Genomic DNA, 22,235 nt, shown 5'->3' on the forward strand with positions numbered 1-22,235 from the left:
GCAAGAACACGGCGAAGAAGAACCTCGACGGAATCGGCACGCCGACGCTGGGGGCCGGCGCGAAGACCTCCTGCCTCGCGAGCGCCGCCGGGCCTGGACTGCTCACATCTGCGGGCGCGGGGTGCCCGCCGGCGGGGTCGGGGTGTTGTCGGCGCCGACCGGCACCCGCGGGGGCGCGCTCGTGCCCATCTCGCCGGTCCGCTGCGCCGGCGTCTCGGCCAGCTGCTGCTGCATGTTCGCCATCCAGCCGCGCCAGCGATCCTGCGCCGGCTTGATCAGGCCGCCGCCGAAGCCGACGACGATGACGCCGCCGATGGTGGCCAGCACGGCGATCAGCACCGGGCCGGTGATGGCGGTCGCGATGTTCACCTGGCCGAGCGCGGCGATGATGCCGAACGCCATGATCAGCCAGTAGGCGCCGGTGGCCAGGTAGCGACCGGCCGGGCGGCCCGACATCGCCGACGAGACGACGTCACGCACGACCTTCGCGATGGCCGCCGCGACCACGATCAGCACCAGCGCGACCACGATCCGCGGCAGGAACGCGATGATGTCGTTGAGCAGCTGACTGACCGGGTTGGTCGGCCCGAACACGCCGAACGCCAGCTGCAGCGCGATCAGCAGAACGAAGTAGTAGACCAGTTTCACGAGAATTCCGGCCGCGTCGATCTTCTGCTGGCCGATGCTGCCGGAAAGGCCGGTCTTCTCGATCAGCTTGCCGAACCCGACCTTTCCGAGGACCAGGCTCAGCCCTTTCGAGATCGCCTTCGCGATCAGCCAGCCGATCAGCAGGATGATCAGGAAACCGACGAGTTTCGGAACGAACGTGGCCACCAGGTTCCACGCTTGCCCGAGCCCGTCCTTCAGTTGCTGGCCCATGACGACTCCCTCTTGGTGTTCCGCACCGAATCGCGCCGCGATTCGGGTGGTGCGCGCTGTTGTGCACCGGATCGTTGATCAGGTACCCAGCGGCGGCAACTCGTGCGCCCCACGATCGAGTGAGACGACTGGCGCGGAAAGATCACCGGCGGCCATACTGGTTCTACCGGTGGGGACCGGGGAGACGAGGCCGTCCGGCGCAGCGTAAACCGCAAGCGCCGGGCGGCCTCGAGCATTTGGGGGACTCACGCTGCTCCACGCAAAAACCGGCCCTCGGGTGCCGGAGCACTCGAGGGCCGGTTGACAGCGGTAAAACCTCAGGCGGCGCGCAGGGCGTCGCGCAGCTTCACCTTCGCGCCGGTGCGCATGACCGCGTTCCGGTAGATCCGCGCGGCCAGCCAGATCAGCCCCGGAATCATCAGCACCACCAGCACCACCGACAACGCGGCTTCCCACACGGGGACCCCACCCATCGCCAGCCGGATCGGCATCAGCGTCGGCGAGAACACCGGAATCACGGAAAGCACCTCGACGAACGTGCTGCTCGGGTTCGACGGCAGCACCGAAATACCGATCACGTACCCGGCGATCACGAACATCAGCGCCGGCATCGTCGCGCCACCGACGTCTTCCTGGCGCGAAACCAGGGCGCCCAGCGCGGCGAACACGATCGAGTACATGAAGAACCCGAGCAGGTACCAGACGATCAGCCAGACGACGGTGCCGATGGCCGACGAAAGCGAAAGATCCGGTAGTGCCCCGGTCGCGGCGACGGTGACCAGGCCACCGACGCCGATGACCACCATCTGGATCAGTCCCACGACGCCGATGCCGAGCACCTTGCCGGCCATCAGCTGCCACGGCTTGATCGTCGACAGCAGCAGCTCGACGACCCGCGACGTCTTCTCCTCGACGACGCCCTGCGCCACGGTCTGGCCGTTGATCATCAGCGACAGGTAGATCAGGATGCCGGCGGCGATGCCGAGCCCCAGCTGCGCGCCGTTGTAGTCGTAGGGCTGCTCCAGCGGCGTGTCCTCGATGAACTTCGCCGACGCGACCGCGGCCTTGAACCGCGCCGGGTCACCGCCCAGCGCCGTGATCTGCTGGTCGATCGCCACCTGCTGGGACAGCAGCTGCAGGACGTTGGCCAGCTTGCCGTCGAGGTCCTTCTTCACCTGGACGTGCACGGTCTTGCCGTCGCCGGTGAGCAGCGCGTCGATCGAGCCGTCGGCCAGCTTCGCGCGGCCGTCGGCTTCGTCGGCGACCTGGGTGACGTCGATCTTCTCGTCGACCGTCTGCCCGCCGGCCTGCAGCGGCGCCGAGAGCGGGGCGGTCGCCGGGGTGTAGCCGACGGTCGAGTCGGCTCCGCTGCCGCCCGAGATCAGCTTGAGCAGCACGATGCCGATCACGATCAGCAGCAGCATGACGACGGTGGCGACGCGGAAGGCCTTCGACTTCACGCGGGTGCTGATCTCGCGGGAGGCGACCAGCCCGACCGCCGCCGCCGGGCTCATCCGGACGTCCTGGACCGGGGTACTCATGCGTGAACCTCCTCGGTCACGACGGAACGGAACAGCTCGGTCAGGGACGGCTGCTCGCGGGCGAACTCGCGGACCGGCCCGGTGGCCAGCGCCGCCTTGAGGACGGCCTGGTCGTCGGCGCCCTCCCCCAGCTCGAGCTCGGTCACCGAGCCCGTCCGGCCCAGCGTCTTCACCCCGGCGAGGCCGTCGGCCCAGCCGTCGGTGGCGTCGGGCGCGTCGACGCGCAGCCGGACGGCGCCGCCCGCGCGCAGCTCGCCGACGGTCCCCTTGGCGACCATCTGTCCACTCCGGACGATCCCGACGCGGTCGCAGAGCCGCTCCACCAGATCGAGCTGGTGGCTGGAGAACACGACCGGGACGCCGTCGGCGGCCTTCTCCTTCAGCACCTGGCTCATCACGTCGACCGCGACCGGGTCGAGGCCGGAGAACGGCTCGTCGAGCACCAGGATCCGCGGCTCGTGCACCAGCGCCGCGGCCAGCTGGACGCGCTGCTGGTTGCCGAGGCTGAGCTTCTGCACCTCGTCGTCGCGGCGGCCGGCGACCCCGAGCCGCTCGGTCCACTTGTCCACCGACGCCCGCGCCTCGGCGGTGGGCATGCCGTGCAGCCGCGCGAGGTAGGTGAGCTGCTCGGCCACCTTCATCTTCGGGTAGAGGCCGCGTTCCTCCGGCATGTACCCGATGTGGCGGCGCGTTTCGTGCGTCACCGGCTCGCCGTCGTAGCGGACTTCACCGCCGTCGGCGGAAAGCACGCCGAGCGCGATCCGCATGGTCGTGGTCTTGCCGGCGCCGTTGCTGCCGACGAAGCCGAAAAGCTCGCCCGGCCGGACGTCGAACGTCATTTCGTGCAAAGCGACCACGTCGCCGAATCGTTTGGAGACCTTGTCGATCTCTAAACCGGTCATTCCGGTTCCCCCGTTCATTTACTGGCCTGCCCCCGTGCGTGATCCTAGGCAGTCCGTACACGCGCCGCACAGCGCCGCGCGTTGCCGCCGGCGGCTACTAAAGTTGCGGGCACGTAGGATCGCGTCCGCCATGGATGGAACCACCGCCCCGCGCCAGGTGCCGAAGCACCACGGACTCTCCGCGAAGACGCTCCGGCGGCTGGAGCACGCCTCCGGCAGCCTGGCGAGCGCGAGCGTCGCGGTGATGGAGCGGCGGCTGACGTGGTTCGCCCGGCTGCCCGCCGACCAGCGCGCGAGCGTCCTGCTGATCACCCAGGCCGGCGCCGCCGGTTTCGTCAGCTGGCTCCGGGACTCGAAGGAGGCCCTGAAGCTGACGACCGAGGCCTTCCGCGACGCGCCGGCCGAGCTGTCCCGGTGGGTCAGCCTGCGCCAGGCCGTCGGCATGGTGCGCCTGGCCATCGAAGTGTTCGAAGAGCAGCTGCCGGAGTTCGCCGCGAACGAGGCGGAACGGGCGGCGCTGATCGAGGGAATCCTGCGCTACGGCCGGGAAATCGCGTTCGCGGCGGCGAACTCCTACGCGGCGGCGGCCGAAGCCCGCGGCGCGTGGGATGCCCGCTTGGAGGCGCTGGTCGTCGACGGGATCGTCCGCGGCGACGCGGAGGAGTCGGTGCTTTCGCGCGCGACGGCGCTGGGCTGGGAACCGTCGGCGGCCGCGACGGTCCTGGTCGGCAACCCGCCGTCGGAGGACCCGCCGACGGTGGTGTTCGAGGTCCGCAGCCGCGCGGCCCGCGTCGGCCGCCCGGTGCTGCTGTCGGTCCAGGGCTCCCGGCTGGTGGTCGTGGTCGGCGGCCCGACCGACGGCGGCGTGAAGGAGCGCGAAATCCTCACCCGGATGTCGGTGGCGTTCGCCGACGGCCCGGTGGTGGCGGGCCCGACGGTGCCGTCACTGGCGGAGGCGCACCACAGCGCGACGGAGGCGTTGTCGGGGCTGCGCGCGGTGGTCGGCTGGCCGGGGGCACCCCGCCCGGTCCGGTCGGGAGACCTGCTGCCGGAGCGCGCGCTGGCGGGCGACGCGGAGGCGGAGCGCCTGCTGGTGGACTCGATCGCGCGCCCGTTGGAGGAGGCGGGTCCCACACTGCAGCGCACGGTGGAGGCGTACCTCGAAAGCGGCGGCGTGCTGGAGACGTGCGCGAAGACGCTGTTCGTCCACCCGAACACGGTCCGGTACCGGCTGCGCAAGGCGGCGGACCTGACCGGGTGCCAGGCGACGGACCCGCGGGACGCGCTGGTGCTGCGGATCGCGCTGACCGTGGGACGGCTGGCGCGGGCCCGCGGTCTCTGGTGACGCCTCGGCGAGAGCCCCGTCACGTGATGGACTTAACAGCGAAAGGTGATTGAACCCGACAAGGCATCCGGGTTACGCGCGAGGTTATCCGGCGCGTCTTTGGAGGGTTCCGACAAAGACGCCGCACAGACACTGTCAGCGTCGGCATCACGCCGGAGCACCGTGAACGTGTTCTCTTGAAGGGTGACAGCAGCAGTCCTCGCTCCCGGTCAGGGGTCCCAGGCCCCCGGCATGTTCACGCCCTGGCTCGACCTCGACGGCGCCCGCGAACGCGTCGCGCTGTGGTCGGAGCGCGCGGGGCTCGACCTGCTCCGCCTCGGCACCGAGGCGGACGCCGACGAGATCCAGGACACCGCCGTCGCGCAGCCGCTGATCGTCGCGCTGTCGCTGCTCACCTTCGAACACCTCCAGGCCACCGCGCCGGTCCCCGCGGACGCGCCGGTCGCCGGCCACTCCGTCGGCGAGCTCGCCGCCGCCGCGATCGCCGGGGTACTGAAGCCCGAAGACGCCGTCGCGCTCGCCGCCGTCCGCGGTGCCGAGATGGCGAAGGCGTGCGCGCTGGAACCGACGTCGATGGCCGCGGTCATGCTCGGGGACCCCGAGCAGGTCGTCGCGTGGCTGGAAGAGCGGGGCCTGACCGCGGCGAACCGCAACGGAGCGGGGCAGATCGTCGCCTCCGGTGCCGCCGACGCCATCGCGAAGATCGTCGCCGAGCCCCTCGAAGGCACGAAGATCCGCGCCCTCAAGGTCGCCGGCGCGTTCCACACGCAGTACATGGCGCCCGCCGAAGAGGCGTTGCGCGCCCACGCCGCCGAGCTGACCCCGGCCGACCCGGTCCGCCCGCTGCTGTCCAACGCGGACGGTGCGGTCGTCACCAGCGGGGCCGAGTACCTGGCGCGCCTGGTCGCGCAGGTCACCCGGTCGGTCCGCTGGGACCTGACGATGGACGGCCTGGTCTCCCTCGGTGTCACCCGCACCGTCGAACTCGCGCCCGCGGGCACGCTGACCGGCCTGGTCAAGCGGCAGCTCAAGGGCGTCGTCACCACTACCACCGCGCTGAAGACGCCGGCCGAACTGGCGGCGCTGCGCCAGGAGGACGCCTCGTGACCGACCGACCCGCCCTGAGCCTCAACCCCGGCTCCCGCGGCAGCCGCGTGCTGGGCATCGGCAGCGCGCAGCCGGACAAGATCGTCACCAACGACGACCTTTCGCAGATCATGGAAACCAACGACCAGTGGATCCGCGACCGCGTCGGGATCATCGAGCGCCGGTTCGCGGAGAAGGACGAGTCGCTCACCGACTTCGCCGTCGCCGCGGGCACCGCCGCGCTGGCCGACGCGGGTGTCGACCCGTCCGAAGTGGACACCGTGATCCTGCCGAACTGCACGATGCCGACGCCGATCCCGAACGCCGCCGCCCAGGTCGCGGCCCGGATCGGCATCCCGAGCCCCGGCGCGTTCGACCTCAACGCCGCGTGCGCCGGGTTCTGCTACGGCCTCGGCGTCGCCTCCGACCTGATCCGGGGCGGCTCGGCGAAGAAGGTCCTCGTCATCGGCGCGGAGAAGCTCACCGACTGGGTCGACCCGGTCGACCGGGCCAACGCGATCATCTTCGCCGACGGCGCGGGCGCCGCGGTCGTCGGCGCGTCCGACGAGCCGGGCATCGGCCCGGTCACCTGGGGCAGCGCGGGCGACCTGGTCGACCTGATCTACATGCGCGACGACAAGTACATCTACCAGGAGGGCCAGTCGGTCTTCCGGTGGGCGACCACCCAGATCGCGCCGATCGCGCTGCGGGCGCTGGAAGCCGCCGGGCTCAAGCCGTCCGATGTGGACGTGCTGATCCCGCACCAGGCGAACCTGCGCATCGTCGAGGCGATCGCGAAGAAGCTGCGGGCCAACGGCGCCCGTGAAGACATGGTCGTCGCCGACGACATCAAGTACTCCGGCAACACCTCGTCGGCGTCCATCCCCCTCGCGCTGGACCACATGCGCAAGGCCGGGACGGCGAAGTCCGGCGACGTGGTGCTGGCGGTCGGGTTCGGCGCGGGCCTGTCCTACGCCGGGCAGGCGTTCGTCTGCCCCTGATCACCGTTACGCTCCCCGCGGGCACTCGCCCGAGGGCACGCTGAAATTCTCAAAGAAGCCCCAAGAAACACCGAGAAGGGAACTACCCCATGGCTGACAACGCTGAGATCCTCGCCGGCCTCGCCGAGATCGTCGAAGAGGTGGCCGGTGTGGCTCAGGACGACGTCACCGCCGAGAAGTCGTTCGTGGACGACCTGGACATCGACTCGCTGTCGATGGTCGAGATCGCCGTGCAGGCCGAGGACAAGTTCGGCGTCAAGATCCCGGACGACGAGCTCGCCAACCTGAAGACCGTGGGCGACGCCGTCAACTACGTCTCGGCCAACTCCAAGTAAGTCTGTTCCCTCCTTGAGGAGACTCCCATGAGCAACATCGACGTCGTGATCACCGGTCTCGGCGCCACCACACCGCTCGGCGGGGACGTGACGTCCACCTGGGACGGTCTGCTGGCCGGGCGGAGCGGGATCCGGACGATCGAGGCCGACTGGGTCGAGGAGCTGCAGCTGCCGGTCAAGATCGGCGGCATCCTCGCCGTCGATCCTTCGGAAGTCCTCCCGCGGGTGCAGGCCCGCCGGCTGGACCGCTGCGAGCAGGTCGCACTGATCGCCGCCCGCCAGGCGTGGGCCGACGCCGGGTACGCGGAACCGACGGACGACCACACGGACGTCGACCCCGACCGCCTCGGTGTGTCGATCGGCACCGGCGTCGGTGGCCCGGTCACCCTGCTCACCCAGAACGATCTGTTGCACCAGCAGGGTCTCCGCAAGGTGTCGCCGCTGACCGTGCCGATGCTGATGCCGAACGGCCCGGCCGCGCACGTCGGCATCGACCTGAAGGCGCGGGCCGGGGTGCACTCCCCGGCCTCGGCCTGCGCTTCCGGCGCCGAGGGCATCGCGAGCGGGGTGGAGATGATCCGCTCCGGCCGCGCCGACGTCGTGGTCGCGGGGGGTGCCGAAGCGTGCATCCACCCGATCACGCTGGCCGGGTTCGCCCAGGCCCGCACGGTGTCCACGCGCAACGACGACCCGGCGAGCGCGTCCCGGCCGTTCGACGCGAGCCGCGACGGCTTCGTCCTCGGTGAGGGCGCCGGCGTGGTCATCCTGGAGCGCGCGGACCAGGCGAAGGCCCGCGGGGCGCGGATCTACGCGACGATCGCCGGGCACGGCATCACCTCGGACGCCTACCACATCACGGGCAACCACCCCGAGGGCATCGGCCAGATCGCCGCGATGCGCGCGGCGATGAAGATGGCCGGCGTGACCGCCGCGGACGTCGGGCACGTGAACGCCCACGCGACGTCCACTGTGGTCGGTGACATCGGCGAGGCGGCGGCGATCCGCAAGGCGGTCGGCGACCACGCGGTCGTGACGGCGCCGAAGGGCGCCCTCGGCCACCTCGTCGGCGGTGCCGGCGCGGTCGAGGCGATCATCACGATCCTGTCGCTCTACCACGGTCTCGTGCCGGCCACGATGAACCTGACCGACCTGGACCCGCGGGTGCAGCTGGACGTCGTGTCGGGCGAGGCGCGCAAGGTCGAGCTGACCGCGGCGATCAGCAACTCGTTCGGCTTCGGCGGGCACAACACCGCGCTGCTGTTCACCCCGGCGGCCTGAACGCACTGACGAAAACGAGAAGGGGCCCGGCTTCGGCCGGGCCCCTTCTCGCGTTCAGCACTTTTCGTGTTCTGGCGACGGCCCGTTGTCGACGGTGTCGATCTTCAACCCGGTCCGCTCGGCGATCACCGGCAGGACGAGGCGCCATTTGATGCAGGGCTCGCGGAACCAGGCGGGGGCGTCGGCGACGTCCTGCTCGCTCGTGAAGCTGACCAGGACCCGCAGCGACGCGCCGGCGCCGCGCTCGATCCGGTAGACCAGCGCGTCGGTGTCCGTTGTGGACTTGACGCCCTTCCGCCAGTCACCGATCGGCTGGCGCGCGATCCGTTCGGTGCTGACGGTCTCCGTCCACTGCAGGTACTGCTTGGTGTTGATGGCCGCGAAGTACGTTTCGAGGAGCTTGCGGACGGCGTCGGACTGGGGGTGCGCCTTCGCGTCGTCGGTCATCCGGACGACACCCGCCGCGGCCGGCGCCCCGCTGGTGGCCGGCGACGGCGCGGCCGACGAGGCGGCAGGATCGTCGGCGGGCTGGTCGGGACGGCGGTAGAGCTCGCGCGCGAGCAAGCCGGCGCCCACGGTCACGGAAAGCACCACGACCACGACGGGCACCAGCCAGCGCTGGCGGGAGCTGGGGGCGGGGGTGGTCACGCAACTGAGCGTACCGGCCCCCGTCCCGCGGCTAGCCGACCTGGTGCAGCCAGGTCACCGGCGCGCCGTCACCGGCGTGGCGGTAGGGCTCGAGCGCCTCGTCCCAGCTCGCGGCGAGGAGTTCGTCGAGCTTGTGCGCGAGAGACTCACCCCCACGGGTCATGGCGACGAGGGCGCGCAGCTGGTCTTCGCCCACCACGATGTCGCCGTTGGCGCTGGTCCGCCCGTGCCACAGGCCGAGGCCGGGCGCGAAGCAGAACCGTTCGCCGTCGACGCCCGCGCTGGGCTCTTCGGTGACCTCGAACCGAATCATCGGCCACGCCTTGAGGGCGGACGCCAGTTTGGCGCCACTGCCCGCGGGCGCGCGCCAGCCGCACTCGGCGCGAAGCTGACCCGGACTGGCCGGCTGCGCCGTCCACTTCAGGTCAACGCGGGCACCCAGGGTGCCCGAAATAGCCCACTCGACGTGCGGACACACCGCAGACGGCGACGAGTGGACGTACACCACACCTCGGGTGCTGCCACGGGTGCTCACTGCTACCTCCGCTTGTTGCTCGACGAGGGACGTCTTCCCCTACGCCCTGACTTCGAGCTACAGCGCGGCCTCAGTGCGGCTCCCGAATGCCGCCTCCGATGCGTTGTAGCACATTCTGCACCCCAACCGTGCTGTTTGGCCACATGAACACCACAAGTCACCCGGGGCACCACTTTCGGTGGGCACGCGGCCACGTCCTCCCCGTGTCGCACGATGGTTACCGCCACGCGCGCTAGCGTGATGCCCCGGAACGACGAGCAGGGAGGGGTTTCGGTGCGACTGGTGCGCCTCGAGCGGCAGCAGTCCCGGGTGGCGGATGACGTCCGGGCGGCGCTGGCATCCCTCGGTCGCGGAAGCACCGTCATCGGCGGGATCGCGCTGGTGGGCGTCGGGTCGGTGACCGAACGCCCGATCGAGGCGGTGGTTCTGCTGCCCCACGGTGTGATCATCGTGATCGGCGTGGACCTCCCGGACCCGGCGCTGCGACTGGAAGCCCCGCTGGGGGCGCCGTGGAAAGCGGACGGGTGGCCGCTGATCGCCGACGACGACGCGGTCAACCCGGCGACGGAGGCGCTGGACGTCTCCCAGGCGTGCGAGCAGCGGATCGCTTCGCTGGTACCGGGCACGGGCCCGGTGGGGACGATCGTCGCGGTAGGACCGTACGTGGAGACGGTCGACCAGCCGGCGAGCGATCTGGCGGGCCCGGTCCGGGTTCTGCACCCGACACCGACGACGATGCTGGCGGCGACGGTCTCCCTGGCGACGGCGCACCGGCCCCGCTCGGTGGACCAGGTGCGGGCGCTGATCCGCGGGCTGGCCCCGGAGGCACCGGAATTTTCGGACGAGGTGCTCGTGGGCGAGGGATTCAGCCGGTTCACGGACGACTCGCCGCCGGAGTCCCTTTGGGACAGTGGCCCGGCGGTGCCCAGCCAGGCGGGAACGACGGTTCCGGGCGCGGCCAGTGCGGTTGCTGCGGGCGCGGCCGGTCCGGCGAGCGCGGCTGCGGCTGCGGCGGGCGGTACCGGGTGGCAAAGCAAAACTCCGGCTTCGGTCACACCCGAGCCGGTACCCGCTCCCGCCGAGGACTCGAAGCCCACCGAACCGCCGGCCGCCTCCGCCGACGATTCGACGCCAGCCGAGCCGGCGCCCACACCCGCCGACAACCCGAAGCCCACCGAACCGCCAGCCGCCTCCACCGACGATTCGACGCCAGTCGAGCCGGCGCCCGCACCAGCCGAAGACCCGAAGCCCACCGAACCGGCGGCCGCTCATGCCGAAAACCCGGAGCCCGCCGTCGAGGCGCCGGCCACCGCGCCCGGGCCGGACGCGGATCCCCCCGGCGCGGAAGAGCCGGCTCTTCCCACCGAATCCGAACGCACCGAGGTACTCCCGCCGCCCGCGCACGAAGATCTTCCGGTCTTCCCCGGCGCCGCCGAGGCGCCGCGGCTTCCGGGGTCCCCCCGGCCGAACGATGGTTCTTCGCTCGCGGACGACACCGAACGCACCGAAAACCTCGGCTTCCCCCAAAGAACCGGCCCACCCCCGGCCAAGCCCGCGCAAAGCGCACCCCAAGCCGTCACCCTCGGCCAGATCAACCTGCAACCCGCGAGCGCCGACGCGCCGCGGCCCTTCCCCACCCCGAGGCCGGCCCCTCGCGAAGCCGGCCCGAGCTCGAAGACCGTCCGGTGGCTTCCCCTGGGCGCCATCGGCCTGCTCGTCGCCCTGGTCGTCGCCGCCATCGCCGTCGCCACCTCCGGTGATGACACCGACGCCGCTCCCACCGGGCCGCCCACGCCGGCGACCCAGCCGCCGCCTTCGAGCACCTCCGCTCCCGCGGAGAGCCTGCAGTTCGCCCTGCGCGCCGCCGATCACGACCAGCGGTGTGCTTCCCACGCCTTCGGGGACGCCCAGGCCAGCCTGCAGCAGACCAGCTGCGCCGGCGTCCGGCGCGCGTCCTACGCCGCCACCGTCGACGGCCGGGGCGCCGCCGTCACCGTCGGGATCGTCGAGTTCCCCGATGCCACGCAGGCCGCCGCGTTCAAGGCCGTCGCCGACACGCCCGGCGGGGGCGGGATCCTCGACCTCGCCTCCGAGACCGGCAAGTGGGGCGCCACCCCGCCGCCGCGGTTCGACAACGCCGCCTACACCTCGCGGGTCGAGGGCACGTCCGTGCGGGTCGTCCAGGCGGTCTGGGCGCCGGGACCGTCCACTCCGGACGATCCCGGCCTGGCCCGGGCCGCGAAAGCCGCCCTGGACCTGCCCGCTCAGTGATCAGAGCCCGTAGGCCTCCAGCAGCCGCAGCCACACCTCGCTGATCGTCGGGAACGACGGCACCGCGTGCCACAGCCGGTCCAGCGGCACCTCCCCGACGATCGCGATGGTCGCCGAGTGCAGCAGCTCCGAGACGTCCTGGCCGACGAACGTCACGCCGAGCAGGACGTTCCGCTCGGTGTCGACGACCATCCGGGCCTTGCCGGTGTAACCGTCGGCGTGCAACGACGAGCCCGCCACCGCGATGTCGATGTCGACGACGCGGTCGGCAGAACCTGCACGCGCGTCCGCCAGGCCGACGGCCGCGACCTCCGGGTCGGTGAACACCACCTGCGGCACCGCGCTGTGGTCGGCGGTCGCGGTGAACTTGCTCCACGGCTTCGAAGACACCGGCGAGCCTGCGGCCAGCGCGGCGACGGTGTCCCCCGCCGCGCGGGCGCCGTACTTGCCCTGGTGGGTCAGCGGGGCGCGGCCGGTGACGTCGCCCGCCGCGTACAGCCAGCCACCGTCCACTGCGGACGCGCGGCCGGTGTCGTCGACCTCCAGCGCGTGCCCCGGCTCCACGCCGAAGGCCTCGAGGCCGAGCCCGGCGGTCGCGGGACGGCGGCCGGTCGCCACCAGGAACTCGTCGACGACGACCGTCTCGCCGTCCTTCAGCGTCAGCTCGGTGCCGGACTCACCCGCGGCGACCCGTTCGACCCCGGACTCCGTGTGCACGTACACGCCGGCTTCGCGCAGCCCGTGCAGCACGAGGTCGCCGGCGAACGCGGCGTTACGCGGCAGCGGCCGCTCGCCGGTGATCACCAGGTGCACCTCCGAGCCCAGCGACGCGAACGCCTGCGCCATCTCGACGCCGACCACGCCGCCGCCGAGGACACCCAGGCGGGCCGGCGCGGACTCCGCCGACGTCGCCTCCCGCGAACCCCACGGCCGGATCGTGTCGAGCCCCGGGATCGACGGCTTGCTCGGCACGCTGCCGGTGCACACGATCACCGCGTGCCGTGCGGTCAGCACGCGGTCGCCGCCGACGGTCACCTCCCGCTCGCCGGTGATCTCGCCGTGCCCGCGGATCGGCTCGATGCCGGCCCCGCGGGCCCACGCGACCTGCCCCGAGTCGTCGCCCTTGCCGGTGAACCAGTCACGGCGCGCGAACACCGCGGCGGGGTCGAGCCGGTCGCCGACCGGCACGCCGGGGATCCGCTTCGCCGCGGCGAGGAGGTTTCCCGGCCGCAGCAACGCCTTGCTGGGGATGCACGCCCAGTAGGAGCACTCGCCGCCGAAGAGCTCGTTCTCGACGAGCGCGACCTTCAGGCCGCCGCGCGCCGCTCGTTCGGCGGCCACCTCGCCCACCGGGCCCGCACCGATCACCACTACGTCAAAAGTCTGTCCGGCCATGGCATCAGCGCACACCACCACGCGAGATCGCGCAAGCCAGCGGCTATCCTCGTCACCGAAGCTGCAAGTTATCGGCGGCACCGGGGTGTCGCCGAAACCCGGTGCACGCGAATCACACGTTCGAGCACGGGAGGTTTGTCGTGGCCAGAAACACGGCTGTGCGGGTCCTGGACGATCTGACGGGTGAGCCCGCCGCGGAGACGGTCGGCTTCGGGCTCGACGGCATCGACTACGACATCGATCTCTCGTTCGCCAACGCCGACGCCCTGCGCGAGCTGCTCCAGCGCTACGCCGACGCTGGTCGCCGCACCGGCGGCCGCAAGCGCCGGCCGCGGATCGTCCCGGGTGCGAAGAGGCCCCGGGCGAAGGCCACCCCGAAGACGACGAAGCCGGCGAAGCCGGTCGCCGGCCGTCGCACGGCGACCGCCAAGACGACCGCGGCCAAGACCACCACGAAGGCCGCCCCGGTGAAGGCCACGGCCAAGGCCGAGCCGGCGAAGACCACCCGCGCCCGCAAGACGGCGGAGCCGAAGAAGACCACCCGGGCGACGGCGCGGAAGGTGCCGGGAGTCACGTTCTCGGCGGCCGAGAAGTAGCTCCACAGTAGACAGACGTGCCGTGAAGGGCACCTTCAGGGACATATAAGCCCTGAAGGTGCCCTTCACGACGTTTGGGGGTCAGGCCGCGCGCTGGGCGCCGTCGGCGTGCCAGGACGGGTACCGGTACCGCGTGTGCAGCAGCGCCCGCTGTCGCGCCAGCTCGGCAGAGGACGGCGGGCGCGGCACCAGCGTCCCGAGGATCTGCGACGCCGCCGCCCGCACGGCCGCCTCGACCGACGGGAACCCGGGACGCAGCCCGTGCTCGGCCAGCGACGCCACCGGGCTGCGGTGGGAGTCGAGCGGCCGCGGGTCCGGCGGCGCGCTCGTCAGGTAGCGGCCGACCAGCGTGGCCGACGTCTCGACCAGCAGCGTCGAGTGGGCCAGCAGCCCGGTCTTGGTGCGGAACACCGCGAAGCCGCACAGTTTCGCGTCGTCGACGAACAAGCCGCGGTCGCCGATCCGCGGCACCAGCCCGAGCTGGTCGACGGCGGCGCTCATCACCTTGCCGAGCATCTCCAGCGGCCGGTCGGTGGGCCGCGGCTGGACCAGCGTCACGTTCAGGTTGCCCGGGTCGTGGAACACGGTGCCGCCGCCGCTGGCCCGCCGCAGCACCGGGACGCCGTCCCGGGCGCACTCCTCGACCCGTACTTCGCGCGCGATCCGCTGGCCGCGCCCCACCACGACGCAGACCGGGTTGCGCCAGAGCCACAACACCGGTGACCCGGGCGCAACCCGGAGGAGCGCTTCGTCGAACGCCAGGTTTTCGGCCGGATCCGTGAATGCCGCACGCACGTCCGACCCGGTCGTCATAACGCCTTGAGTTCCTCCACGATCTCGCCCACCGACGACTTGGCGTCCCCGAAGAGCATGCTGGTCTTCGGATCGTAGAACAGGTCGTTGTCGATCCCGGCGAAGCCGGAGGCCATCCCGCGTTTCAAGACGATCACGGACCGGCTCTCGTTGACCTTGAGGATCGGCATCCCGTAGATCGGCGAGCTCGGGTCGGTCTGCGCGGCCGGGTTCGTGACGTCGTTCGCGCCGATCACCAGCGCGACGTCGGTCTGGGCGAACTCGGAGTTGATCTCGTCCATCTCCTTGAGCTGCTCGTACGGCACGTCGGCCTCGGCGAGCAGCACGTTCATGTGCCCGGGCATCCGGCCGGCCACCGGGTGGATCGCGTAGGCGACCGTGATGCCCTTCTTCTCCAGCAGCTTCGCCATCTCGCGGACGGTGTGCTGAGCCTGCGCCACGGCCATGCCGTAGCCGGGCACCACGACGACCTTGCTGGCGTACGCCATCTGGATCGCGGTGTCGGCGGCGCTGGTCGAGCGCACCGGGCGCTCCTCCTTCGCACCCCCGCCGGACGAAACCGCCGGGCCGCCGCCGAAACCGCCGGCGATGATGGCCGGGATGGACCGGTTCATCGCCTTGGCCATCAGGTTGGTCAGGATCGAGCCGGACGCGCCGACGATCATGCCCGCCACGATCAGCGCCGTGTTGTCCAGCGCCAGGCCCATCGCCGCGGCCGAGAGCCCGGTGAACGCGTTGAGCAGCGAGATCACCACCGGCATGTCCGCGCCGCCGATCGGCAGCACCACGGTGAGCCCGAGGATGCCCGCCGCGACGAGCAGCCCGACGATCAGCAGCCACGAGTCGCCGCCGGCGACGATGAAGACCGCGCACGCGAGCGCGATCAGCAGGAGCAGCGCGTTGACCGGCTGCTGCAGCTTGCCCATCGAAATCGGGCGGCCGCTGATCAGCTCCTGGAGCTTGCCGAACGCGACGTTCGAGCCCCAGAAGGAGATCGACCCGATGATCGCGGCGAACAACGACGCGATCGCGATGTAGGCCGGCTCGTGCGCGTAGCCGTCGGTGGAGTTGAACTCCACCCACGCGATGAGCGCGACCGCGCCGCCGCCGACACCGTTGAACAGCGCCACCATCTGCGGCATCGCGGTCATCTTGACCTTGCGCGCGGACGGCACGCCGACCACCGCGCCGATCGCGACGCCGAGGACGATCAGCAGCCAGTTGCCCATACCCGGGGTGAGCAGGGTGGCGATCACCGCGATGCCCATGCCGACCGCGGCGATCCAGTTGCCGCGGACCGCGGTGCGCGGGCCGGTCAGCCCCATCAGGCCGTAGATGAAGAGGGCGAACGCGATGATGTAGAGGATCGCGACGAAGTCGGTCACTTCTCGTCCTCCTCACCGGGAGCGGGTTTCTTGGCCTTGAACATCGACAGCATCCGGTCGGTGACCAGGAAGCCGCCGACGACGTTGATCGTGCCGAAGGCGATCGCGATCACCAGCAGGATCTTGTTGAACACGCCGTCGACGCCGAGGCCGAGCACGACCAGCCCGCCCAGCAGCACGATGCCGTGGATCGCGTTGGTGCCGGACATCAAAGGCGTGTGCAGGGTGTTGGGCACCTTGGAGATGACGGCGAAGCCGACGAACCCGGCGAGCACGAGCACCGCCAGGTTCTGCACCAGTGGGCTCACGAAGTGCTCCCTTCGCGCCCGGCCACGCAGGCACCGGCGACGATCTCGTCCTCGAAGTTGAGCTCGAGCGCGCCTTCCTTCGTCACGAGCAGCTCCAGCAGCTCGGTGACGTTGCGGGCGTACAGCTCGCTGGCGTGCGAAGGCATTTCGGCGGGCAAGTTCAGCGGGGACGAGATGGTGACGTCGTGCTCCACGACGTCCTCGCCCGGCTTGGTCAGCTCGCAGTTGCCGCCGGTCTCGCCGGCGAGGTCGATGACGACCGAACCGGCCGGCATGCCCTTGACGGCGTCCGCGGTGACCAGCGTCGGCGCCTTGCGGCCCGGCACCAGCGCCGTGGTGATCACGACGTCGAACCGCGTGATCGCCTCGGTGAGCCGCCGCTGCTGCTCCTCGCGCTCCTCCGGCGTCAGCTCGCGGGCGTACCCGCCTTCGCCGACCGCCTCGATGCCGAGGTCCAGGAACTGCGCGCCGAGCGACTTGACCTGCTCGGCGACCTCGGGCCGCACGTCGTAGCCGGTGGTCTGGGCGCCGAGCCGCTTCGCGGTGGCCAGTGCCTGCAGGCCGGCGACGCCGGCACCGAGCACCAGCACCTTGGCCGGCGGCACGGTGCCCGCCGCGGTGGTGAGCATCGGGAAGAAGCGCGGGAGCTTCTGCGCCGCGAGCAGCACGGCGCGGTAGCCGCCGATGCTGGCCTGCGACGACAGCGCGTCCATCGCCTGGGCCCGGGAGATCCGCGGAACCGCCTCCATCGCGAACGCCTTGAGACCCGCTTCTTCGAGCTTCGCGAGCCCGTCCGGGTTGCCGCGCGGGTCGAGGAAGCCGACGAGGACGGCGCCCCGGCTCAGCTTCGCGACCTCTTCGGGCGCGGGTGGGTTCACCTTCACGACGATGGCCGCGCCCCAGGCGTCGCCGAGTTCGGCGCCCGCCTGCGTGTACGCGTCGTCACTCAGGTGCGCACGGGACCCGGCGCCCGGTTCGACCAGGACGCGCAACCCTCGTTGCACGAGCCTCCCGACCAGTTTGGGCACCATGGCCACCCGGCGCTCCCCGGGGCGTGACTCGGTCACCACACCCACGGTGAGCTGCTGATGCTGTTCGCTGTCGGCCACACGACCTCCTCATCGGCGAGGCACGATCCGAGGGTTGTACCACGCCGGACCGACACTCCCCAGTGACGTGGGTCGCAAGTCTCGGGGTTGTGCCAGAAGATACGAGCGCCGTGCGGGAAACGTTCAGCTCGTTTTCCAATGGGGCACGCCGAGCAGGATCAGGCGCAGCCGTTTTTCCGCCGTTCCGGTGATTTTCGGGTCTTCACCTGGGCGGGCTTCCAGCAGTTCGACAATCGTCGTGATCATCACGGAAACGATCAAGTCGGCCAGCATGTGCAGGTCTTCGGTGCTCCACGCCCGCAGCTGCGCGAACCGGGCGAGGTCGATCGCCAGGTCGCCGGAGAACATGCGCAGCTCGACGGCGATCGCGCGGGCGAGCGGACCACCGCTGTAGCGCTCGCGCGTCAGGAACCGGAAATGGTCCTCGTTGGCCCGGACGAACTGGTGCACGGTGGCCACCGAAGCGCTGATCATGCCCCGGTAGGTGTCCGGGTCGCTGCGCGCCGAGCGCATCATCCCGCGCAGCGTGACCGTCGCTTCTTCGACGAGCGCGACGCCGAGTTCCTCCATCGAAGCGAAGTGCCGGTAGAACGCCGTCGGCACCAGGCCGGCGCCCTTCGCGACCTCGCGCAGGGACAGCGTCGCGAACGGGCGCTCGGCCAGCAGGTCCAGGGCGGTGTCCAGCAACGCCTGGCGCGTGCGCTGCTTGCGCTCCTGGCGGGTCACCGGCTCTTCCGACACGGGCTCCAGCGTACGGATGTCCACCGCGTTGCTCACGTCACATCCTCCGCGTTCTGCGTTGACAGCTGCTCCACTCGTGCAGTGCACTGTTGAGTGTACAGTCGTTCACTGTAATCGAGGAGGTCTCCGATGACGGCGCTCATCCCCCGTCGGGTGCGCAGCCTCGCTTCGCTGGCCGAAGCGCTGCTGACACCGCACGGGATGGACCGCTACCTGGAGCTCGTCGACCCGATGCTGGTGCGCCGCGAGATCCGTGGCCTGGTCACGGCGGTGCGCAAGCAGACGCCGGACAGCGTCACCCTCACCGTCAAGCCCAGCCGCGCGTGGCCCGGCTTCACCGCCGGGCAGTACGTCCGGTTGCAGGTGGAGGTCGACGGCGTCCGGCGCACGCGCTGCTATTCGCCGTGCGGTTCGCAGTACGACGGCGAGCTCGAGTTCACCGTCAAGGAGCAGGGCCTGGTCTCCGGGCACCTGAACCGCGCACTCGGCGCCGGCTCGGTGGTCGGTCTGTCCACTCCGGACGGCACGTTCACGCTGCCCGCCACCCGACCCGCCCGCGTGCTGCTGATCAGCGGCGGCAGCGGCGTCACGCCGGTGCTCGCCATGGCCCGCACGCTGGCCGCCGAGGGTCACACCGGCGAGATCGTGTTCCTGCACTACTCGAACGGCCCGGCGGACGCGCTCTACCGCACCGAGCTGGCCGAGCTCGCCGCCCGGCACCCCGGGCTGAAGGTGGTCCACGCCTACACCCACGCCAACGGCGGCGACCTGCGCGGGTTCTTCTCGCCGGAGCACCTGGAAGCCGTCGCGCCGTGGTACCGCGACGCGGAGGCGTTCGTCTGCGGCCCCCAGCCGTTGATGGACGCCGTGCGTGATCATCTGGGTGAACGCGTGCACACCGAAGAGTTCACGCCGCCGGCGTTGACCTTCGACACGGAGAACGCCGAAGGCCAGGTGCGCTTCAAGCGCAGCGGGCGCGAGTGCGCCAACTCCGGGAAGCCGTTGCTGGAGCAGGCCGAAGAAGCGGGCCTGTCCCCGGAGCACGGCTGCCGGATGGGCATCTGCTTCTCCTGCACCCAGCTCAAGACCGCCGGGCGCGTCCGCAACGCCAAGACGGGCGAGATCTCCGGCGAAGAAGACGAAGAAATCCAGCTCTGCATCTCCGTCCCGGTCGGGGACGTCGAGATCGACGCTTAGGGAGACTGCCATGACCGGTCTGCAGGACCGCCTGACCCCGGAACAGGTCGAGGAGTTCGGCCGCGAGCTCGACGCGCTGCGGCAGCGGATCGTCGACGACCTCGGCCAGGAAGACGTCGACTACATCCACGGCATCATCAAGACGCAGCGCGGCCTGGAGGTCGCCGGGCGGGCGCTGCTGTTCGCCGGGTTCTTCCCGCCCGCGTGGCTCGCCGGCGTCGGCGCGCTGTCGGTGGCCAAGATCCTCGACAACATGGAGATCGGCCACAACGTCATGCACGGCCAGTACGACTGGACGCGCGACCCGGCGCTGAGCTCGCAGCGCTTCGAGTGGGACACCGTGGCGCCCGCCGAAAACTGGCGGCACTCGCACAACTACATCCACCACACGTACACGAACATCCTCGACAAGGACCGCGACGTCGGCTACGGCATCCTGCGGATGGACCCGGCCCAGAAGTGGCACCCGTACTACCTGGGCAACCCGGTGTACGCGACGCTGCTGGCGCTGTTCTTCCAGTGGGGCGTGATGCTGCACGACCTCGAGATCGAGCGCGTGGTCAAGGGCGAGCGCAGCTGGGCCGAGAACGTGCCGGTGCTGAAGAAGATCGTCCGCAAGGCGGGGCGCCAGGTCGGCAAGGACTACGTGCTGTTCCCGTTGCTGACCGGCCCGCTCGCGCCGCTGACCTTCGCCGGCAACGCGACCGCGAACCTGGTCCGCAACCTGTGGTCGTTCTCCATCATTTTCTGCGGACACTTCCCCGCCGACGTCGAGAGCTTCACCGAGGAGGAGACCGAGAACGAGACGCGCGGGCAGTGGTACCTGCGGCAGATCCTCGGCTCGGCGAACATCACCGGCAGCCCGCTGTTCCACATCATGAGCGGGAACCTGTCGCACCAGATCGAGCACCACCTGTTCCCGGACATCCCGGCGCGCCGCTACCCGGAGATCGCCGGCGAGGTGCGCGCGATCTGCGAGAAGTACGGCCTGCCGTACCACACGGGGCCGCTGCACAAGCAGCTCTGGTCGGTGGCGAAGAAGATCGTCAAGCTGGCGCTTCCCCCGCAGGTCCGGCCCACTCCCACTACGGTGGAACCCGACCGGCAGCTTCGAGCAGCGTGAGGGTGACATGGTGGGTCAGTTCGAACGGGACAAGGACACCCTGCAGGTGATCACCGAATCGGCCGCGACGCACGTGGGCAACATCGCGAGCATCATCACCGGCGCGATCCGCGACATCGCCCGCGAGACGGGCGACTGGCTGACGGACGTCATCGAGATGCGCGAAGCGGCGCAGAAGGCCCGCGACGACGACCCGGACAGCGACTGACCGAGCGCCCGCGTTGTCGTGAACGACCCGTTCACCGCGCCGGACGTCATCAACGAGTCGTTCATGACGTCCGGCGGGGTCCGCGGCGAGGTGTGGACAACCGGGCCCCGCCGGGCTTCTCGGCGCCGGAACTGTCGGTGCCGGCCGGTAGCGTAGAAGACGGGGGGCGCCCCCGCGGGCCCGTGCTGATTCCGGTTCCCCGGGCCGTGCTCGGGGGAAAACCGGATGGGCATCGAGCCCCGCCGCGGCGAGACTGGATCCGTGACCAGCCTCGAAGTCCCTCGCTCCCACCCGCTGCGGCGGGTGTTCGGGCCGCTGGCCGCGCGCGACTTCTGGGCCGAATACGCCTGGCTGTGGCTCTCCGGCCCGCTGACCGTGTTCTCGCTGACCAGCTTCCTCGTCCTGCTCGCGCTCGGCCTGTGGCTGACGCCCGTGCTCTTCGGATTCCTCGTCCTCGCCGGCGCCATCTCCTACGGCCGCGGCCTCGGCGCCGCCCATCGCGGCCTCGCCAGGAAGCTGCTCGGCGTGAGCGTGCCCGCCCCGCGCCGGCCCGAGCTCAAGCCCGGCCTCTGGGCCTGGGTGAAGGCGCGCGTCGGCGATCCGGCGGGCTGGCGCACGGCCGGTTACCTGGTGCTGCGGCTGCCGCTGACCTTCGCCGAGCTGTTCACCATGGTCAGCGCGACGCTCTACGCCCTGGCCGCGCTCCCCTTCGCCTTCTTCTGGTTCCCGCTGGGCGAGCGGGCACTGCCGGTCTTCGACATCTACGCCGACAACTGGGCGGGCGCGCTCGCCTGGTCGGCGTCGGGGCTGCTGGTGCTCGTGGCGCTCCCGTGGGTGACGCACGCCTTCGCCGCGCTCGACCGGCTGCTGGTCGTCGGCCTGCTCGGCGCACGCGTGCTCTCCGAACGCGTCCGGGACCTCGAAGCGAGCCGCGCGACGGCGGTCGAGGACGCCGCGCTGCGGCTGCGGCGCATCGAGCGCGACCTGCACGACGGCGCGCAGGCCCAGCTCGTCGCGCTCGCCATGAAGCTCGGGCTCGCCAAGGACGAGCTCGAAGACGTCGACCTCCCCCAGGTCAAGCAGCTGGTCACCGCCGCCCACGCCAACGCGAAGCAGGCGCTGACCGAGCTGCGCGACCTCGCCCGCGGCATCCACCCCGCCGCCCTCGACGCCGGGCTCGACGTCGCGCTGGCCACCCTGGTCGCGACGTCCGGGATGGACGCGCGGGTCACCGTCGACCTGCCGCGCCGCCCGCCGCCGTCGCTGGAGACGATCGTCTACTTCAGCGCCGCCGAGCTGCTCACGAACGCCGCGAAGCACGGCGGGACGACGACGTACGTCGAAGTCACCGAGGAGCGGGATGTCCTGTGGCTGCGGGTGCGCGACCGCGGACGGGGCGGTTCGCGGCTCGTCCCCGGCGGCGGCCTGGCCGGCGTCGCCGAACGGCTGCGGACGGTCGACGGCGAGCTGACCGTCGCGAGCCCGGTGGGCGGTCCGACCGAAGTGACCGCAAGGGTGCCGCTGCCCCGCTAGGGTCGC

22 protein-coding genes are annotated in these 22,235 nt (G+C 71.0%); 11 read left to right on the top strand and 11 right to left on the bottom strand.

Annotated features, from left to right (window positions below):
• Positions 1-102: 102 nt before the first annotated feature.
• From AB0C38_RS18215 to AB0C38_RS18225, 3 genes are all read right to left on the bottom strand, one after another.
• Positions 103-879: a hypothetical protein gene (locus AB0C38_RS18215; RefSeq protein ID WP_360674168.1), complete on the bottom strand. Its 777-nt coding sequence runs from the start codon at positions 877-879 to the stop codon at positions 103-105.
• A gap of 317 nt (positions 880-1,196) precedes the next feature.
• Positions 1,197-2,420: an ABC transporter permease gene (locus tag AB0C38_RS18220; RefSeq protein ID WP_360674170.1), complete on the bottom strand. Its 1,224-nt coding sequence runs from the start codon at positions 2,418-2,420 to the stop codon at positions 1,197-1,199.
• Positions 2,417-3,322 carry an ATP-binding cassette domain-containing protein gene (locus AB0C38_RS18225; RefSeq protein ID WP_360674173.1) on the bottom strand — a complete coding sequence of 302 codons (906 nt, stop codon included), beginning with the start codon at positions 3,320-3,322 and terminating at the stop codon, positions 2,417-2,419. Before AB0C38_RS18225 ends, AB0C38_RS18220 begins: the two co-directional genes overlap by 4 nt.
• 130 nt (positions 3,323-3,452) lie before the next feature.
• On the opposite strand from AB0C38_RS18225, the gene AB0C38_RS18230 reads away from it, so the two are divergent.
• From AB0C38_RS18230 to AB0C38_RS18250, 5 genes are all read left to right on the top strand, one after another.
• Entirely contained in the window at positions 3,453-4,667 is a 1,215-nt protein-coding gene (locus AB0C38_RS18230; protein WP_360674175.1) for a helix-turn-helix domain-containing protein, read from the top strand.
• Positions 4,668-4,850: 183 nt separating this feature from the next.
• Complete coding sequence (locus AB0C38_RS18235; protein WP_360674177.1) at positions 4,851-5,774, top strand: ACP S-malonyltransferase; 924 nt, start codon at positions 4,851-4,853, stop codon at positions 5,772-5,774.
• The gene (locus tag AB0C38_RS18240; protein WP_360674180.1) at positions 5,771-6,754 is read left to right on the top strand and encodes a beta-ketoacyl-ACP synthase III; all 984 of its coding nucleotides are present in this window, start codon (positions 5,771-5,773) and stop codon (positions 6,752-6,754) included. Before AB0C38_RS18235 ends, AB0C38_RS18240 begins: the two co-directional genes overlap by 4 nt.
• A gap of 89 nt (positions 6,755-6,843) precedes the next feature.
• Positions 6,844-7,089, top strand: a complete 246-nt coding sequence (locus AB0C38_RS18245; protein ID WP_004559006.1) for an acyl carrier protein — start codon at positions 6,844-6,846, stop codon at positions 7,087-7,089.
• Positions 7,090-7,116: 27 nt separating this feature from the next.
• On the top strand, positions 7,117-8,367 hold the full coding sequence (locus tag AB0C38_RS18250; protein ID WP_360674184.1) for a beta-ketoacyl-[acyl-carrier-protein] synthase family protein: 1,251 nt from the start codon (positions 7,117-7,119) through the stop codon (positions 8,365-8,367).
• A 54-nt stretch (positions 8,368-8,421) separates the two neighbouring features.
• Here the strand turns inward: AB0C38_RS18250 and AB0C38_RS18255 are convergent, their stop codons facing one another.
• Together AB0C38_RS18255 and AB0C38_RS18260 are read right to left on the bottom strand one after the other, a co-directional pair.
• Positions 8,422-9,015, bottom strand: a complete 594-nt coding sequence (locus AB0C38_RS18255) for a hypothetical protein (RefSeq protein ID WP_360674187.1) — start codon at positions 9,013-9,015, stop codon at positions 8,422-8,424.
• Between the two features lie 31 nt (positions 9,016-9,046).
• Positions 9,047-9,550, bottom strand: coding sequence for a DUF3145 domain-containing protein (locus tag AB0C38_RS18260; RefSeq protein ID WP_360674190.1), 504 nt, complete (start codon positions 9,548-9,550; stop codon positions 9,047-9,049).
• Positions 9,551-9,823: 273 nt separating this feature from the next.
• On the opposite strand from AB0C38_RS18260, the gene AB0C38_RS18265 reads away from it, so the two are divergent.
• Positions 9,824-11,821 carry a hypothetical protein gene (locus AB0C38_RS18265; protein ID WP_360674193.1) on the top strand — a complete coding sequence of 666 codons (1,998 nt, stop codon included), beginning with the start codon at positions 9,824-9,826 and terminating at the stop codon, positions 11,819-11,821.
• On the opposite strand, the gene AB0C38_RS18270 is transcribed toward AB0C38_RS18265, so the two are convergent.
• Entirely contained in the window at positions 11,822-13,216 is a 1,395-nt protein-coding gene (locus AB0C38_RS18270) for an NAD(P)/FAD-dependent oxidoreductase (protein ID WP_360674196.1), read from the bottom strand.
• A 140-nt stretch (positions 13,217-13,356) separates the two neighbouring features.
• Here AB0C38_RS18270 and AB0C38_RS18275 point away from each other — a divergent pair, with 140 nt between their 5' ends.
• Entirely contained in the window at positions 13,357-13,812 is a 456-nt protein-coding gene (locus AB0C38_RS18275) for a histone-like nucleoid-structuring protein Lsr2 (RefSeq protein ID WP_360674199.1), read from the top strand.
• Between the two features lie 81 nt (positions 13,813-13,893).
• On the opposite strand, the gene AB0C38_RS18280 is transcribed toward AB0C38_RS18275, so the two are convergent.
• From AB0C38_RS18280 to AB0C38_RS18300, 5 genes are all read right to left on the bottom strand, one after another.
• On the bottom strand, positions 13,894-14,625 hold the full coding sequence (locus AB0C38_RS18280; RefSeq protein ID WP_360674202.1) for a lipoate--protein ligase family protein: 732 nt from the start codon (positions 14,623-14,625) through the stop codon (positions 13,894-13,896).
• On the bottom strand, positions 14,622-16,010 hold the full coding sequence (locus AB0C38_RS18285) for an NAD(P)(+) transhydrogenase (Re/Si-specific) subunit beta (protein ID WP_360674205.1): 1,389 nt from the start codon (positions 16,008-16,010) through the stop codon (positions 14,622-14,624). The genes AB0C38_RS18280 and AB0C38_RS18285 overlap by 4 nt, the downstream gene beginning before the upstream one ends.
• Positions 16,007-16,309: an NAD(P) transhydrogenase subunit alpha gene (locus tag AB0C38_RS18290; RefSeq protein ID WP_360674886.1), complete on the bottom strand. Its 303-nt coding sequence runs from the start codon at positions 16,307-16,309 to the stop codon at positions 16,007-16,009. Before AB0C38_RS18290 ends, AB0C38_RS18285 begins: the two co-directional genes overlap by 4 nt.
• Positions 16,310-16,314: 5 nt before the next feature.
• A complete protein-coding gene (locus tag AB0C38_RS18295; protein WP_360674207.1) occupies positions 16,315-17,427 on the bottom strand; it encodes a Re/Si-specific NAD(P)(+) transhydrogenase subunit alpha in 1,113 nt (370 codons plus the stop codon).
• A 123-nt stretch (positions 17,428-17,550) separates the two neighbouring features.
• On the bottom strand, positions 17,551-18,204 hold the full coding sequence (locus tag AB0C38_RS18300; protein WP_360674210.1) for a TetR family transcriptional regulator: 654 nt from the start codon (positions 18,202-18,204) through the stop codon (positions 17,551-17,553).
• Positions 18,205-18,297: 93 nt separating this feature from the next.
• On the opposite strand from AB0C38_RS18300, the gene AB0C38_RS18305 reads away from it, so the two are divergent.
• From AB0C38_RS18305 to AB0C38_RS18320, 4 genes are all read left to right on the top strand, one after another.
• Complete coding sequence (locus tag AB0C38_RS18305) at positions 18,298-19,365, top strand: FAD-binding oxidoreductase (protein WP_360674213.1); 1,068 nt, start codon at positions 18,298-18,300, stop codon at positions 19,363-19,365.
• A 10-nt stretch (positions 19,366-19,375) separates the two neighbouring features.
• The gene (locus AB0C38_RS18310) at positions 19,376-20,488 is read left to right on the top strand and encodes an acyl-CoA desaturase (protein ID WP_360674216.1); all 1,113 of its coding nucleotides are present in this window, start codon (positions 19,376-19,378) and stop codon (positions 20,486-20,488) included.
• Between the two features lie 7 nt (positions 20,489-20,495).
• Complete coding sequence (locus tag AB0C38_RS18315) at positions 20,496-20,696, top strand: hypothetical protein (protein ID WP_360674218.1); 201 nt, start codon at positions 20,496-20,498, stop codon at positions 20,694-20,696.
• 225 nt (positions 20,697-20,921) lie between these two features.
• A complete protein-coding gene (locus AB0C38_RS18320; protein ID WP_360674221.1) occupies positions 20,922-22,229 on the top strand; it encodes a sensor domain-containing protein in 1,308 nt (435 codons plus the stop codon).
• Positions 22,230-22,235 lie beyond the last annotated feature (6 nt).

Source organism: Amycolatopsis sp. NPDC048633, assembly GCF_040650695.1.
GTDB lineage: Bacteria > Actinomycetota > Actinomycetes > Mycobacteriales > Pseudonocardiaceae > Amycolatopsis.

Bases quoted from the DNA above. Each gene is read 5' to 3' on its own strand.
- AB0C38_RS18215 (WP_360674168.1), bottom strand. From the start codon at position 879: ATGGGCCAGCAACTGAAGGACGGGCTCGGGCAAGCGTGGAACCTGGTG.
- AB0C38_RS18220 (WP_360674170.1), bottom strand. From the start codon at position 2,420: ATGAGTACCCCGGTCCAGGACGTCCGGATGAGCCCGGCGGCGGCGGTC.
- AB0C38_RS18225 (WP_360674173.1), bottom strand. From the start codon at position 3,322: ATGACCGGTTTAGAGATCGACAAGGTCTCCAAACGATTCGGCGACGTG.
- AB0C38_RS18230 (WP_360674175.1), top strand. From the start codon at position 3,453: ATGGATGGAACCACCGCCCCGCGCCAGGTGCCGAAGCACCACGGACTC.
- AB0C38_RS18245 (WP_004559006.1), top strand. From the start codon at position 6,844: ATGGCTGACAACGCTGAGATCCTCGCCGGCCTCGCCGAGATCGTCGAA.
- AB0C38_RS18250 (WP_360674184.1), top strand. From the start codon at position 7,117: ATGAGCAACATCGACGTCGTGATCACCGGTCTCGGCGCCACCACACCG.
- AB0C38_RS18270 (WP_360674196.1), bottom strand. From the start codon at position 13,216: ATGGCCGGACAGACTTTTGACGTAGTGGTGATCGGTGCGGGCCCGGTG.
- AB0C38_RS18280 (WP_360674202.1), bottom strand. From the start codon at position 14,625: ATGACGACCGGGTCGGACGTGCGTGCGGCATTCACGGATCCGGCCGAA.
- AB0C38_RS18305 (WP_360674213.1), top strand. From the start codon at position 18,298: ATGACGGCGCTCATCCCCCGTCGGGTGCGCAGCCTCGCTTCGCTGGCC.
- AB0C38_RS18310 (WP_360674216.1), top strand. From the start codon at position 19,376: ATGACCGGTCTGCAGGACCGCCTGACCCCGGAACAGGTCGAGGAGTTC.
- AB0C38_RS18315 (WP_360674218.1), top strand. From the start codon at position 20,496: ATGGTGGGTCAGTTCGAACGGGACAAGGACACCCTGCAGGTGATCACC.
- AB0C38_RS18320 (WP_360674221.1), top strand. From the start codon at position 20,922: ATGGGCATCGAGCCCCGCCGCGGCGAGACTGGATCCGTGACCAGCCTC.